Here is a 15767-nt window from a genome sequence, read left to right as displayed (position 1 = left end):
ATGAGTGAGTTGACGCGGTGAACGCGATCCTTGCGGTCACCGCGAGAGGTCGCATCAGGCGGCGACGGAGCTGGCGAACACCGGTGACTGTTCGTCCCAAGCGACGTCCTGAGCCTTCAGGAAGTCCTCGACGCGGCCGATGTCGAGCCAGAGGCCGCTATGCTTGAACACGTTCACCGGTACTTCCTCGTTGAGCATCTGGAACATCAGATCGTCGAAGCCGAAGGGAACGCCGGACGGAATCCGTTCGAGCACGCACGGATCGATGCAGTAGATGCCCATGCTGACGAGATGCGTGAGTTCGGGCTTTTCACGGAAGCCGGTCACTCGTTCTTCCACCTCGTCGATCACGCCGAAGTCCATCTTGGTCGGGCGAATTGCGGTGGCGATCGTGAGCTTCGAGTTGCGGCGACGATGGCTGCTCACGAACTGATTGAGATTCAGATCCGTCAGCACGTCGCCGTTGAGAACCAGGAACGGCTCGTCGAGCTTGTCACGCAGCAGCGACAGCGGGCCAATGGTTCCGAGCGGCTCCATTTCCTGCGTGTAGTTGATGCGCATATTCCACTGCTCGCCGTCCCCGCAGACGCTGCGGATGAGATGGCCGAGATATCCGGTGGTGACGTAGACTTCCCTGATTCCGTTCCGCCTCAGCCATTTGAGGACGAGCTCGAGGACGGGACGCGCGCCGATCGGCATAAGTGGTTTTGGCAAAATTGATGTGTGGGGCCGCAAGCGCGTTCCTTTGCCGCCGCATTGAATAACCGCTTTCATCGAAGCCTCCGTATGGCTAGAGCTTGCAATAGATCAACTATCATCACTTTCGCCCGCGAAGTCCGATCTCAGCACGCTGGTCGGGGCTCGAGCGTTGTAGAAACGTACGCGCAATGTTTTGGCTCGTCTTCGTACGTTTGCATGAGACGATTGGGGTGGGCTGATCAGGTTCAGCTCAATCGCACTCGGATGTTGAATGCCGCAGCAGATGCGAAGGTGAATGATGCGCAGTCGCGCAGGCCCGCGCTGCTCGCGTAAATCAAGCGAAAATCATCGATAAGTGCTTAAAATAAGCTGAAATGAGTGCCGACAGACATACGCCACAGCAGCGGGGCTGCTGTGGCGTATGTGGCGTTTCGCAAGCTGTTCGACGAGTTGCCTGCCGTGGGATTAGTCCGTTATCGCTCGTTGTTTGCGACGAGGTGACAGCGCGGACTAATCCTTGTTAGCCGAGTTCATCGGCGCCGGAGCCCCGGCTCACTTGGGTTCGCAGATCGCTTCGCAAGGCGATGAGGCTCGCGGGCTGGGAAATCATCGAGGGCAGTGTGTGGCCATTTGCGGCGTGCACCAGAGTCCCGTTGTTCATTCCCCAGATCGCCGCTTGTGTCCGGTTCTGGACCCGGATCTTGCGCAGGATCGCCTTGACGTGGACTTTCACGGTTGCTTCTGCGATGTCGATCTTTCGGGCGATGCACTTGTTGGAATTGCCCTCGATCAGACACGACAGGATTGCCTTCTCGCGAGGAGAAAGGTGCGGCGCAAGCGGTGCCTGCGCTGAGGCCACGACGTCGTGCACCTCATCGCTGATTGGCGCGGCTTCGCGTTCATGATTGCCGTCAAGGGCGAATTCAAGAAATGCCGGTGGAAAGACCGTCTCGCCCAGAGTCACGAGCTCGATGGACTTCACGAATGCATCGCAAGAATTGACATTGACGAAATAACCGCTGGCGCCGGCTCGATACGCCACGACAAGTTCGTCCTGGCGATAGTGATCGGATACGATGGCTATCCGGGCGCCAGGGCAGCGACCTTTGACGCAACGTATCTGATCCAGTGCGACATCGAAACTGTCGCCGTTGTGGATGATGAGAAACAGCAGTTGCTGTGTCTGGAGTGCGTTTGGTAATTCATCCGCACTCAAAACTGATAGCAGGATCCGGAAATTCGCTGCATGTAAGATCCGCGAAATTCCCTCTCTAACCAGAATATTCCTTCCAATAAGAACGATTTCACAAGATTGCCGCCTCCGCATTTTACCCTCCGCGACATACGCAATGATACGACTGCAATGAGAAATTGAAATGATGTGCACCAGCCTCCCCAGCCACCCTCCAACAGGCCGGCTGGTCGATCAGTTAAATCGCTTTTCTTGATCCGTTCGGCTTACCGCATTCGCGCGCTATTCAGCCTTCGATATCGCCGGTAGTTTGGGGCCCTCCAAATTTGTTAAACTTTTGTGAAGGTTAGATGCGAATTACCGATTACAATATATATCCTTAGTTATAGGTGCGGCCGGGGAAACTACGGGCGTCGCAGGGCTTGATTCACGCAATCTGAGGGTGTTGCGGGGAGGATATGTCCCTGCACATTGCCAGTTTTCCGAAGGCGTGCACCGGCCGATATGGCTCCTTATGGTTGTATGATTGAAGGAGGCGAACTAGTCTATCAGAGGTAGCCGAATGCCGGCGCTTTTGATGATTGCTGGAGCGCGTGTTCGTCGTCAACTCGCAGTGCGGCGATCGGTCACCGCAATCTTCCGGGCAGCAATTCGGCGCGGCGATCGTAAGTCTGTCGTAAGCTATCGCGTGCGAATCATGGATTGTAGAGTCCGCGCGCGTTCATTCATGGGTTGATTGATTTAAGCGTATTGCATTGCCGGGTCGCGATTTCTTGAGTTGTTGCAGATGAGATAATCCCATCAACATCAAGATGAATGGCAGCGCCTGGCGCGAGGTGTTGATGAAGGGGAGCGACTGATTAAGGAGCGCCCAATGAGTCGTACGAGCGTAGTGGTCGCAGATCGGCATCCGCTGCTGTTGCGAGGTCTTAGCGCCGTGCTTGGTGCGGAAAGCGGCTTCGATATTGTTGCGACCTGCAGCGATGCCGCGAGCTGCATCGAGGCCATTCGAACCTTGGCTCCCGATATCGCGCTTCTCGATCCAACAATTCCCGAACTGGTCGCGTTGAAGAATTCCTTTGGCGCGGCTGCAGGCAGCCGCACACGCCTGGTGCTTTATGTCCCTGCCGAAGATCGCGATCTCGTCTTGAGCGATGCGTTCGATGGTTGCAGCGTCATTCTGAAAGAGGCCTCGGCGGACGCGCTGGTGCAGTCTTTGCGGCAAATCGCGAACGGCGTAAGAATCGTGCCGCCATCTTCGACAGATCAGATTGCGCCGGCGGCTCAGGCGTCGAATTCGGAGAATGCGCTGACCGTGCTGACGGATCGAGAGCGCCAGATCATTCGTCTGGTTTCGGAAGGACTGTCAAACAAGGAGATCGGGCGCCGCCTGAACATCGCTGACGGTACAATCAAGGTCCATCTTCACCATATCTTCCAGAAGCTCGAGATCAGCAACAGGACCGCACTCGCGGCGTTGGCCATTTCGCAGAGCGACTGGGGCACCCCGGTCAAGTCAACGGAATCCGAGTAACCAAGATCACTGAAAATCCCCCTCGGGCGATCACTCCGCAGCGCGTGCGGGTCAACTGGGCCTGATCGCGCGCGCCTTGTCGAACCGGCGGGGTGGCTGCCGCCGGCTATTCCGTGACCGAGAAGTGAAGTGTGAACAAGGGCAGGCTGGTCAGCTCCGGGCTGTTGCTCACCTCGATCCGCCAGGATGGGTGCTCCTGGAATGGCCCAATGACCTCGCTGCTGAGAATCTCGCAGCTCAACTCAATGGCCGCCGACCTCGCGGCGTCGATATCCGGCAAGTTCACGCCGAGGTCGTCGGGCACTGAGCCACCATCGTGGACATGAAAGAAATAGCGAGGCATTGGCGCTCCCGTAAAACGGTTGCATCCCAGGGGTCGAACCAGACCTGACGTAGCAGTGGTGTCCCGGAATGGACCTACGACAAGGTGCCGTTACACGTCCATGATCATTGTTGGGTACCCCAAGGTCGCTCTGGATTCTCTTGGTTGACATGGACAGCTGCTTCCTGCGGACTAAGGTCGAGTGGCGCCGTGACTGCCCACTGCGGCGTGTTCAGCGGCCCCGGCTCCCCTGCTTATTAGCCCCCCGCCGGGGCCGCGATCCCCTCGCATCGACAGCACTGCGCCGGTAGGTCGTCCGGCCAATTCGATCCATCCTCGTGTGTTCGCGCATGCTGTTCGACCGACAATGATTGAATCGTTCGGTGCTGCGTCGGGAAGCGCAGCTCCGACGGAGTAACCCGCGGTTGCTGCGAGCGCTCCCCCGATTCGACAACCTCATTTGTGCAATAGCAGTGTATTGGGCGTGATCACCTGCGCGTGCGTTGTCTCGATTGTCGGCGAGCTGGGAGATCTGACCGTGTGCGGAATCATCGGCATTCTAGGGCGAACTGCGGTCTCGGAGCGATTGGTCGATTCACTGAGGCGGCTCGAATATCGGGGGTATGACTCGACGGGCGTGGCAACTCTCGATGACGGTCGTCTCGAACGCCGCCGAGCCGAAGGCAAGCTCAGAAACCTCGAGGCGCGACTGCTGGCCGAGCCACTGGGCGGTGATGCCGGAATCGGTCACACGCGCTGGGCCACGCACGGCAAGCCGACCGAGCACAACGCCCATCCGCATGCGACCGAGCGTGTTGCTGTGGTGCACAATGGCATCATCGAGAATTTCCGGAAGCTGCGCCAGGCGCTGGAAGAGAAGGGCGCCACCTTCGCGAGCGATACGGACACGGAAGTCGTCGTACATCTCGTTCATTCGTACCTGCTGATGGGCTATTCGCCTCAGGAAGCCGTATGGGCGTCGTTGCCGCAGTTGCGCGGCGCCTTCGCGTTGGTGTTCCTTTTCAACGGATATCGCGATCTTCTGATCGGAGCACGCAGGGGTTCGCCCCTGGCGGTGGGGTACGGCAAGGGCGAGACCTATCTCGGTTCCGATGCGATTGCGCTCGCTCCCTTTGCCGACGGCATCAGCTATCTCGAGGACGGCGATTGCGTAGTGCTGTCGCGCGAGAAAGGGGTGATCCGGGACGCGAACGGCGCGATCGTTGCCCGCGAGGTGCTGAAAACGGGTGGGGCGTCGTTTGTCGCCGACAAGGCCAACTATCGCCATTTCATGGCCAAGGAGATTTGCGAGCAGCCGGACGTGGTCGGCCGCACGCTCGCGCATTATGTCGATATGGGCGCCGAGCGGGCGGCGTTGCCGATCAAGCTGCCGTTCCATTTCAGCGACGTGAGGCGCGCGACGATCACGGCCTGCGGCACCGCAAGCTATGCTGGCGCCATTGCGAAATACTGGATCGAACAGCTGGCGCGTATCCCGGTCGATGTCGATATTGCCTCCGAATTCCGCTATCGCGAAGCGCCGCTGCGCAAGGGCGATCTCGCGATCTTCATCTCGCAATCGGGCGAAACCGCCGACACGCTGGCAGCACTTCGCCACGCCAAGGAGAAAGGGGCGCACACCGTCTCGGTCGTGAACGTTCCAACGTCCACCATCGCGCGCGAGAGCGAAATCGTGCTGCCGACATTGGCTGGTCCGGAAATCGGCGTTGCCTCCACCAAGGCCTTCACGTGTCAACTGACGGCGCTCGCGGCCTTCGCGGTCGCAGCCGGAGCGGCGCGCGGCGAGATCTCAGCGAGCGAGGAGAGGGGGCTGGTCAGAGAGCTGATCGAAGTGCCGCGATTGATGGCGGCAGCTATTGCCAGCGAACCGCAGATCGAGAAGCTGGCTCGCACCATCGCGAAAACGCGGGACGTGCTTTATCTGGGCCGCGGCACCAGCTATCCGCTGGCGCTCGAAGGTGCGCTGAAGCTGAAGGAGATCTCCTACATCCACGCCGAAGGCTATGCCGCAGGCGAACTGAAGCACGGTCCGATTGCCCTGATAGATGAGAACATGCCTGTCGTGGTCATCGCGCCCTTCGACACTGTGTTCGAAAAGACCGTGTCGAACATGCAGGAGGTCGCCGCGCGCGGTGGCAGGATCATTCTGATGACGGATGCGAGGGGAGCGGCGGAGGCGGCCGTCGAGCCCGAAGCCACGATATTGCTGCCGGACATGGTGCCGACCTTCGCGCCGATCGTCTACGCCGTTCCAATCCAGTTGCTCGCCTATCATACGGCCGTGATCATGGGCACCGATGTGGACCAGCCACGCAATCTCGCGAAATCTGTGACGGTCGAATAGAGGCGAATGCCCCTTGCGTCACAGTGTCTCGCGCTCGTTGGCGCTACTGATAACACAACGAAAAAGCGGCCGACATTCGAACCCGAAGGGAGGAGTACTCCCTTTGGGTCGACAGAATAGTCGATCGTCCTGCTACAAAAATTCTCAACGACACGCCGGGCTGTATCAAGCAACTGCCCGCGGCATCATTAGCGCCGAAGGCGGACGGAAGTCATCTATCTGTGGGTCCGGCATGCGCATTTGCGCATCCGGAGAGGGAAATTGGATTGCAAAGCCCCGCCAAATTTTGACTTGAGATTTTCAGAGAGTGCTGCCGCGGTCCGGCTGAATGTTCCGCGGCAGCGCGAATGTTCAGACATGTGCAGAATCGGACCGAGGGAGCATTAACGTGAGCTACTCCTCAAGCATTCAGACATCGTTCTCCGGGCCTTCGACCACCAGTACCTCCCCGCCTCATAGCGGTCTTGCCGTCGGGTCGAACTATGTCGTGATGATCGACGGATCGAGAATCGAATGGACGAACCTGACCGGCGGATCGCCGGTTCTGCAGTCGGTCTACGGCTTCTTCTCGCCGCTATCGCCGACCGGCGGCCTCTATGATCAGCGCGTCATATACGACAGCGTCAATCAGCGTTTCGTCGTGATCATGCAGTACCTGGCGCCAGGCGGGACTGCCACGAACATCGATATCGCGGTCTCCAAGGATTCCAATCCGAACGACGGCTGGTATTTCTCGCAGCTCAATACGACCGTCACGATCGGTGGCCAGACAACCGGCTCTGATCGCCCGATGTTGGCGACCGACGGTTCGAACGTCTACATCACCGCTCCACAATACAATCTCAGTGCGTCCGGTTATGCCGGTACGGAAAACTGGATCATCGGCGATACGGCCGGTGCGGGCGGCGGGATTTACGGCGGCGGCACGTTGAGCGTGACCGCGAGCGAAGTGATGCCGTCGACCCAGGGCATCTTCGCTGTGGCGTCAGGCAACGGCAAGACTTACTACGCGAGCGACTACTCCAGCGGAGGTCAGATCGTCGTTGCCTTGCAGACCTACGACAAGGCCACCAACACGTTCAGTACGACCAGCACCATCGCGCTCGGCAATATCGACCAGGGCGGCACCTACACCGCCCAGCAGCAGGGGACGACCCTTTTGCTCGACGCCGGTGATAAGCGGATTGCCAGCATGGTCTATGCCAACGGCTATCTCTATGCCGTGGCCGAGATGAAGCCGACCGGATCCAGCGTGCCGCTAGTCCATTGGTTCAAGATCGACGTCAGCAACCCCACTTCTCCGTCCCTCGTGGCGCAGGGCGACATTTCCGGCGCCGCAATCGGCACCAGTGTGGCCACGTTCAATCCATCGATCGCGGTGGACGCGGCAGGCGATGTCATCATCAATTTCACCGCCAGCGGCCCGAACATGTATCCGGCGGACTACTATGTCTTCCAGGGCGGCGGCGATCCGGTGGGCTCGTTCAGCGCCCCGGTCCTGTATCAGGCGAGTACCGGTTTCTTCAATGCGGGTGACGGGGCCAGCGTGCAGCGCTGGGGCGCCTATTCTACGGCGACGGTCGACCCGAACAATCCGAACTCGTTCTGGATCTCGAACGAATACGTCGCCAGTGGCTGGTGGCAAACGGCGGTCGCGCAGATTGCAATCCAGAACTCCGCATCGGGCCCGACGGTTTCTTCGATCGCGGCCTCGGGCACCGGCATCACCAGCGGTGCCGGCAATCTCAACGCCGGCCAGTTCGTCACGTTGACAGTCAATTTCAGCGCGGCCGTGACGGTCAACACCAGCGGCGGCACGCCGACGATCACCCTCAATGACGGTGGTACGGCGAGCTACACCGGCGGCTCGGGGAGCAACGCGCTCACCTTCAGCTACACGGTGGCGGCGGGCCAGAACACCGCCGACCTCATCGTCTCCGCGCTCAACCTCAACGGCGCTACGATCGCTGATGGCAGCGGCAACGCCGCCAATCTCTCGGGGGCCACCAACTACAATCCAGCCGGCGTCCTGCAGATCGACACGACGGCGCCGACGATTGCCTCGATTGTGGCCTCCGGCGCCGCCATCTCCAATGGCGGCGGAAATTTGAGCACTGGCCAGGTCGTCACATTGACCGTCAACCTCAGCGAGGCGGTGACGGTCAACACCAGCGGCGGCACGCCGACGCTCACCCTCAACGACGGCGGTACGGCGAGCTACACCGGCGGCTCGGGCAGCACTGCGCTTACCTTCAGCTACACGGTGGCGGCAGGGCAGAATACCGCTGATCTCATCGTGTCCGCGCTCAACCTCAATGGCGGAATCATCAACGACGGGGCAGGCAACGCCGCCAACCTGTCGGGAACTGTGAACTACAATCCGGCCGGCACCCTGCAGATCGACACGACGTCGCCGACGATTGCCTCGATCGCCGCGACCGGGACCGGCATCACCAACGGCACCGGCAGTGTGAGCACGGGTGCGGTCGTCACCTTGACGGTCAATCTCAGCGAGGCGGTGACGGTCAACACCACGGGTGGCACGCCGACGCTCACCCTCAACGACGGCGGTACGGCGAGCTACACCGGCGGCTCGGGTAGCACTGCGCTGACCTTCAGCTACACGGTGGCGGCAGGGCAGAATACCGCTGATCTCATCGTCTCCACGCTCAACCTCAATGGCGGAATCATCAACGACGGGGCAGGCAATCCTGCGAATTTGTCGGGAGCTGTGAACTACAATCCGGCCGGCACCCTGCAGATCGACACGACGTCGCCGACGATTGCCTCGATTGCCGCGACCGGGACCGGTATCACCAACGGCACCGGCAGTGTGAGCACCGGTCAGGTCGTTACATTGACCGTCAATCTGAGCAAGGCCGTGACGGTCAACACCACCGGCGGCACGCCGACGCTCACCCTCAACGATGGCGGTACGGCGAGCTACACCGGCGGCTCGGGCAGCGCTGCGCTCACCTTCAGCTACACGGTGGCGGCAGGGCAGAACACCGCTGATCTCATCGTGTCCGCACTCAACCTCAACGGCGCGGCCATCAACGATGGGGCAGGCAACGCTGCCAACCTGTCGGGAGCTGTGAACTACAATCCGGCTGGTACCCTGCAGATCGACACGACGGCGCCGACGATTGCCTCGATTGCTGCCACCGGGACCGGCATCACCAACGGCACTGGCAGTGTGAGCACGGGTGCGGTTGTCACCTTGACGGTCAATCTCAGCGAGGCGGTGACGGTCAACACCACCGGCGGCACGCCGACGCTCACCCTCAACGATGGCGGTACGGCGAGCTACACCGGCGGCTCGGGCAGCGCTGCGCTCACCTTCAGCTACACGGTGGCGGCAGGGCAGAACACCGCTGATCTCATCGTGTCCGCACTCAACCTCAACGGCGCGGCCATCAACGATGGGGCAGGCAACGCTGCCAACCTGTCGGGAGCTGTGAACTACAATCCGGCCGGTACCCTGCAGATCGACACGACGTCGCCGACGATTGCCTCGATTGCTGCCACCGGGACCGGCATCACCAACGGCACCGGCAGTGTGAGCACGGGTGCGGTTGTCACCTTGACGGTCAATCTCAGTGAGGCGGTGACGGTCAACACCACCGGCGGCACGCCGACGCTCACCCTCAACGACGGCGGTACGGCGAGCTACACTGGCGGCTCGGGCAGCGCTGCGCTCACCTTCAGCTACACGGTGGCGGCAGGGCAGAACACCGCCGATCTCATCGTCTCCGCGCTCAGCCTCAACGGCGCAATCATCAACGATGGGGCCGGCAATGCGGCGAACCTGTCGGGAGCTGTGAACTACAATCCGGCCGGTACCCTGCAGATCGACACGACGGCACCGACGATTGCCTCGATTGCCGCGACAGGCACCGGCATCACCAACGGCAGCGGCAGTGTGAGCACCGGCCAGGTCGTCACATTGACCGTCAATCTCAGCGAGGCGGTGACGGTCAACACCACCGGCGGCACGCCGACGCTCACCCTCAACGATGGCGGCACGGCGAGCTACACTGGCGGCTCGGGCAGCGCTGCGCTCACCTTCAGCTACACGGTTGCGGCGGGGCAGACCACGTCTGATCTCGCCATCTCGGCGCTCAACCTCAACGGCGCGGTCATCAGCGACGGTGCCGGCAACGCCGCCAATCTGTCGGGGGCCACCAATTACAATCCCACCGGCACCCTGCAAGTCAACGTGACCACATCATCCACCTCGAGCATCCAGACGCTGTTCGCCGGACCATCGAATACCAGCAGCTATCCCCCGCACAACGGTCTTGCCGTTGGGCCGAACTACGTCGTGATGATCGAGGGATCGAGGATTGAATGGACGAACCTGACTGGCGGATCGCCAACCTTGAAGTCGGTCTATAGCTTCTTCTCGCCGCTATCGCCGACCGGCGGCCTCTATGATCAGCGCATCGCCTACGACAGCGTCAATCAGCGCTTTGTCGTGATCATGCAGTATCTGGCGCCGGGAGGGACCGCCACCGCCATCGATATTGCGGTCTCGAAGGATTCCAATCCGAACGACGGCTGGACCTTCTCGCAGCTCAATACGACCGTCACGATCAACGGTCAGTCGACCGGCTCAGATCGCCCGATGCTGGCGGTCGACGGTTCGAACGTCTACATCACGGCGCCACAGTACGGCCTCAGCGCGTCCGCTTACGCCGGCACTGAAAACTGGATCATCGGCGATACCGCCGGCGCGGGCGGTGGCATCTATGGCGGCGGCACGTTGAGCCTGACCGCAAGCGAAATCATGCCGTCGACCCAGGGCATCTTCGCCGTCGCATCCGGTAACAATGGCAAGACCTACTATGCGAGCGACTTCTCCAGCGGAGGTCAGATCGTCGTTGCCCTGCAGACCTACGACAAGGCCACCAATACGTTCAGCACCACCAGCACCGTCGCGCTCGGGAATATCGACCAGGGCGGCAGCTACACCGTCCAGCAGCAGGGGACAAGCCTCCTGCTCGACGCCGTCGACAACCGGATCGCCAGCATGGTCTATGCGAACGGCTATCTCTACGCCGTGGCCGTGATGAAGCCGAGCGGGTCGAGCGTGCCGCTGGTCCATTGGTTCAAGATCGACGTCAGCAATCCCGGCGCTCCGGCCCTTGCGGCGCAAGGCGACATCTCCGGCGCGTCGCTCGGAACCAACGTGGCAACGTTCGATCCATCCATCGCGGTGGACGCGGCGGGCGATGTCATCATCAATTTCACCGCCAGCGGTCCGAACATGTATCCGTCGGACTACTACGTCTTCCAGGCCGGCGGCGGTGCCGTAGGTTCGTTCAGCGCGCCGATCCTGTATCAGGCGAGCACCGGTTTCTTCAACTCGGGAGATGGAAACAGCACGCAGCGCTGGGGCCTCAATTCATCGGCCACGGTCGACCCGAACAATCCGAACTCGTTCTGGATCTCGAACGAATACGTTGCCAGTGGCTGGTGGCAGACGGCGGTCGCTCAGATCTCCATCCAGAACTCAACGTCAACCGGTCCGACGATTGCCTCAATCGCGGCTTCGGGGGCTGGGATCACCAACGGTGCCGGCAATCTCAACGCCGGCAAGCTCGTCACGCTGACAGTCAATTTCAGCGCGGCCGTGACGGTCAACACCAGCGGCGGCACGCCGACGCTCACGCTCAACGATGGCGGCACGGCGAGCTACACCGGCGGCTCGGGTGGCACTGCGCTCACCTTCAGCTACACGGTGGCGGCTGGCCAGAACACCCCCGATCTCGTCATATCGGCGCTCAACCTCAACGGCGCGAGCATCACGGATGGCAGCGGCAACGCCGCCTACCTGTCGGGCGCCTCCAACTCCAATCCGGCCGGCGTCCTGCAGATCGACACGACGGCGCCGACGATTGCATCGATTGTGGCTTCCGGCAGCGGCATCACCAACGGCGGCGGTAGTGTGAGCACCGGCCAGGTCGTTACATTGACCGTCAATCTGAGCGAGGCGGTGACGGTCAACACCACCGGCGGTGCACCGACGCTCACGCTCAACGATGGCGCCACGGCGAACTACACCGGTGGCTCGGGCAGTACTGCGCTCACCTTCAGCTACACGGTCGCCGCAGGTCAGACCACGTCCGACCTCGCTATTTCGGCACTCAACCTGAATGGCGCCCTCATCAGCGACAGTGCAGGCAACGCTGCCACCCTGTCGGGCGCCACCAACTATAATCCCGCCGGCATCCTGCAGGTCAACCCGACCAGCGGCGTTCCACAGTACAGCCACATCGTGGTCGTCGTTGAAGAGAACAAGGACGATGATGAAATCACCGGCAATACCACAGAGGCGCCCTACATCAACAGCCTCATGGCCGGTGGCGCGTTGCTTACCAGTTTCTTCGCGGAGACTCATCCGAGTCAATCGAATTACTACGCCCTCTATGCCGGTTCGACATTCGGTTTCAGCGACGACGATCCTCACAGCCTTCCGGATCCTACGCTGTACACGGTGTTGCAGGGCGCGGGCCTTACCTTCAGGGGTTATGTCGACCAGACCGCAGGGGGAAGCGACCCTAACCACGACCCTTGGATTTCATTCCCCGAGGCCCGCACGGTTCAGACGAGTTTCTCCACCACCTTTCCCGCGCTTTTTCCCAACGGCAACTATTCGAGCTTGCCGACCGTTTCGTTTGTCATTCCGAGCATCGGCAACGACATGCACGACGGGACGATCCAGCAGGGTGACACATGGCTCCAGCAAAACCTGGACGCTTATGCTCAGTGGGCGCTTGCCAATAATTCGCTTCTCATCGTGACATGGGACGAAAATGACAACGACAAAGCTCCAAATCAGATTCCAACTCTATTGTACGGTGCCAACGTCGTCCCGGGAAACTACGATACAACCTACAACCACTACAACCTTCTGAGCACGATCCTTGCGTCGTACGGCTTGACCGGCCCGAACCAGGCCGCGACAGCCGCGCCTATTCAGGTGTTCGGAAACCCCGCTGCTGGTTCCGCGCCGAGGATCGTTTCAATGGTGGTTTCTGGTACAGGAATCACCAACGCCAGCGGCGATCTCAATGCCGGCAAGCTGGTCACGCTGACGCTCAATTTCAGTGCGGCCGTAACGGTCAACACCAGTGGCGGCACGCCGATGCTCGCCCTCAACGACGGTGGCACGGCCACCTACGTTGGTGGCTCGGGCGGCACCGCACTCACCTTCAACTACGTGGTCGCGGCAGGCCAGAACACCGCCGATCTCGTCGTCTCGTCGTTCAACCTCAATGGCGCGGCCATCACCGATGGCGGCGGCAATGCCGCCAACCTGTCCGGCGCCACCAACTACAATCCCGCCGGCACCCTGCAGATCGACACGACGGCGCCGACGATCGCGATCAACACCATAGCAGGCAACGACATTGTCAACGCTACGGAAGCCTCTGCGGGCTTCACCCTCAGCGGTACAACGACTGATGCCGAGCACGCGCAGGCCGTCACCGTCAATATCCTCAACAGCGCGAGCGTGATCGTTAACTCTTATACGTCTGCGGTTAGCAGCAGCAATACATGGTCGGTCGCCGTCACGAGCGCGCAGGCCCTCGCTCTGGCTGATGGAAAGTACACCGTCACTGCCAATGTTTCGGACGCGGCGGGGAATGCGGCGCCGACCGCGACCCGTGCACTGACTATCGATGAAGACAAGGGGCCCGAGATTCCGACACTGACCATCAGCAGCACGTCGCTGACGGTCAACGCCGGAGGTTCCGTGGCGTTGGGCATCACCGCGACGCCCGTCGACGCCGACGACCAACTGTCGCTGAAGATCAGCGGCTTGCCCAGCTACGAGTCGATCACAGCGCCTGCGGGAAACACTGTCACGAGCAGCCTTCAGTCCGACGGAACCTATACCTGGACCATTACCGAGGGCGCCTCCACGACAGGCCAGCCGCTCACCGGCTTGACGTTGTCGTCGAGCTATACCGGCACCGACCATCCGGTCGCAACGTTCACGGTGACGGCGAGCAACACGACGACAGGCGAAACCGGGACCTCGGCGGCACAGACCATGACGGTGATCGATCCTCCGGTGGACTCGTCTGGTGGTGGCGCAGTGTCTTCACTGGCTGGTCCCGGCATCGGTTGGCCACAGGGGCATATTGACCGCCTTGCAGCGCTGATGGATCAATTCGCGGCGGCCGGTTTCCGCGGAGGCCCCTCTGGCCCAATCCCATCGGCGTTCCAACCGCAGCCAGGCCCGGAGAACCAGTTCCTGGCGGCGCCTCATTTCCACTCGTAAGACCGGAGGGATCCGGCGCGCTCGGCGCCGGGTCCCTTCGCGCCGGCGTCGGCGTCGGGTGTCTCGGCAACCATGCCGTGTCCTTCATCTGCACGTCAGGATCACGATCTGTTCCGACGGGCTGACCCGTCCTGTCCGCGCGTAACCCCCTGTGTCCAGGGTCGAATTTCGCGCTGTCCGAATTTGTTCTCAGGCGGCCAAACTTTGTTCATGGCCGTTGTTCATGTTGGTCACCGTATGGCCGAATTCTGTTCGTGCCCCCAATGGACTAAGCAAAAAAGACGAGCCCACCCGCTGCGCAGGGCTTTGCGACCGCAAGTGTCGTCGGTTCAGTCGGGTCGGCGATTGGCGGTCAGTTGCTGGCGATATCGCTCGGCATCCCAATTCATCAACGCGGATTCGTCGCCTTGAGTCAGGAAGCGGATCTGCGCGACGAGAGGCACGCGGCAGGTCACCAGGGCGAGACAGCTCAGCATCGCCTCGGCGCCGGGGCTCGCATCCTTGCGCACGATGCAACCGAGGCCTGGGACAAGTAGCGCCGACGGGGGCGGCGGCCCGTCCGCCAGCGCTAACGATGCCGCGGCGCGCAGATCCTCGCCCCGTTCCAGGACGGGTAAGCCCGGACCGAGGAAGACCACATGATCCGGATAGAGCGAGCCGCCGGTCGCAAGTGCGCGGCTGTAAGGGTCGATGGCGATGCTATGGCAAAGCGGATCCTTGGGCAGGCGATAGGCCGTGCCCGCACATATCGACCGAAGCGCCGCCTCGTCCGCGGGGATCGTGGTGCGCGGGGTGAGGGCCAAGCGCCTCTCGACCTCGTCCACCAAGGCCTCTGCCGCGGCGCTGGTCTCGGCGCCGACCACCAGCCCGTGATTGCCGAGGACCAGTATATCCACCTTGTCCCGTGCCAGCGCGTCGTGCACGACCTTGGCCAGCGGCAGTCCCGGATGGTGATAGTCGAGCCAGCGCCAGGCCAGCCCCTCCAGTCGTTTCGCGAACTCCTCCCGCGCATCGATCCGCACCGCCCATGCAATGGTATTGACCGAATGCACATGCAGCACGACCGTGTGCGGCATCAGTGCGTGCAGCGAGGTCTCGATCGAGGCGCGCAAGGCCGTGCCGGCACCAGGGGCGAGGGGGACCCGTTCGTCGCCTTGCGCAAGCGCCGTGCGTGCCGCGCCGAGCGACACCGGCACGAAGATGTCCTTGTGCTCGGCATCCGCAAGCCAGGTGCCGGAGGCCTTCACCCAGAGCAGATCATCCTGCTTGATAGAGGAATTGCCGCCGGCGCCCTGCACCAGCAGAATGTTGCGGCCGACGCGGGCCGACATGCGGCGAAGCTCGTGGAGCAGGGCAGGTTGT

7 protein-coding genes are annotated in these 15767 nt (G+C 61.4%); 3 read left to right on the top strand and 4 right to left on the bottom strand.

Annotated elements, in window-relative coordinates:
- Positions 1-54 precede the first annotated feature (54 nt).
- Both QA645_RS27570 and QA645_RS27565 read right to left on the bottom strand, forming a co-directional pair.
- A complete protein-coding gene (locus QA645_RS27570) occupies positions 55-774 on the bottom strand; it encodes a sugar phosphate nucleotidyltransferase (protein WP_254130537.1) in 720 nt (239 codons plus the stop codon).
- A 445-nt stretch (positions 775-1219) separates the two neighbouring features.
- Positions 1220-2086 (bottom strand): response regulator transcription factor, encoded by an 867-nt coding sequence (locus QA645_RS27565; RefSeq protein ID WP_283044642.1) that lies wholly within the window; start codon positions 2084-2086, stop codon positions 1220-1222.
- Between the two features lie 679 nt (positions 2087-2765).
- Here QA645_RS27565 and QA645_RS27560 point away from each other — a divergent pair.
- Positions 2766-3425 (top strand): response regulator transcription factor, encoded by a 660-nt coding sequence (locus QA645_RS27560; RefSeq protein WP_256568274.1) that lies wholly within the window; start codon positions 2766-2768, stop codon positions 3423-3425.
- Between the two features lie 106 nt (positions 3426-3531).
- Here the strand turns inward: QA645_RS27560 and QA645_RS27555 are convergent, their stop codons facing one another.
- Positions 3532-3768 (bottom strand): hypothetical protein, encoded by a 237-nt coding sequence (locus tag QA645_RS27555; protein ID WP_254130540.1) that lies wholly within the window; start codon positions 3766-3768, stop codon positions 3532-3534.
- Between the two features lie 517 nt (positions 3769-4285).
- On the opposite strand from QA645_RS27555, the gene glmS reads away from it, so the two are divergent.
- Both glmS and QA645_RS27545 read left to right on the top strand, forming a co-directional pair.
- Complete coding sequence (glmS, locus tag QA645_RS27550) at positions 4286-6112, top strand: glutamine--fructose-6-phosphate transaminase (isomerizing) (RefSeq protein ID WP_254193027.1); 1827 nt, start codon at positions 4286-4288, stop codon at positions 6110-6112.
- Positions 6113-6500: 388 nt separating this feature from the next.
- Positions 6501-14405: an alkaline phosphatase family protein gene (locus QA645_RS27545; protein WP_283044641.1), complete on the top strand. Its 7905-nt coding sequence runs from the start codon at positions 6501-6503 to the stop codon at positions 14403-14405.
- Between the two features lie 329 nt (positions 14406-14734).
- Here the strand turns inward: QA645_RS27545 and QA645_RS27540 are convergent, their stop codons facing one another.
- Positions 14735-15736 carry a class II aldolase/adducin family protein gene (locus QA645_RS27540; RefSeq protein ID WP_283044640.1) on the bottom strand — a complete coding sequence of 334 codons (1002 nt, stop codon included), beginning with the start codon at positions 15734-15736 and terminating at the stop codon, positions 14735-14737.
- Positions 15737-15767: the final 31 nt, after the last annotated feature.

It is taken from the genome of Bradyrhizobium sp. CIAT3101 (assembly GCF_029714945.1).
Taxonomy (GTDB): Bacteria; Pseudomonadota; Alphaproteobacteria; order Rhizobiales; family Xanthobacteraceae; genus Bradyrhizobium.
Note: the sequence above shows the minus strand (reverse complement) of the source record. Positions and strands in the feature narration are given on the sequence as shown.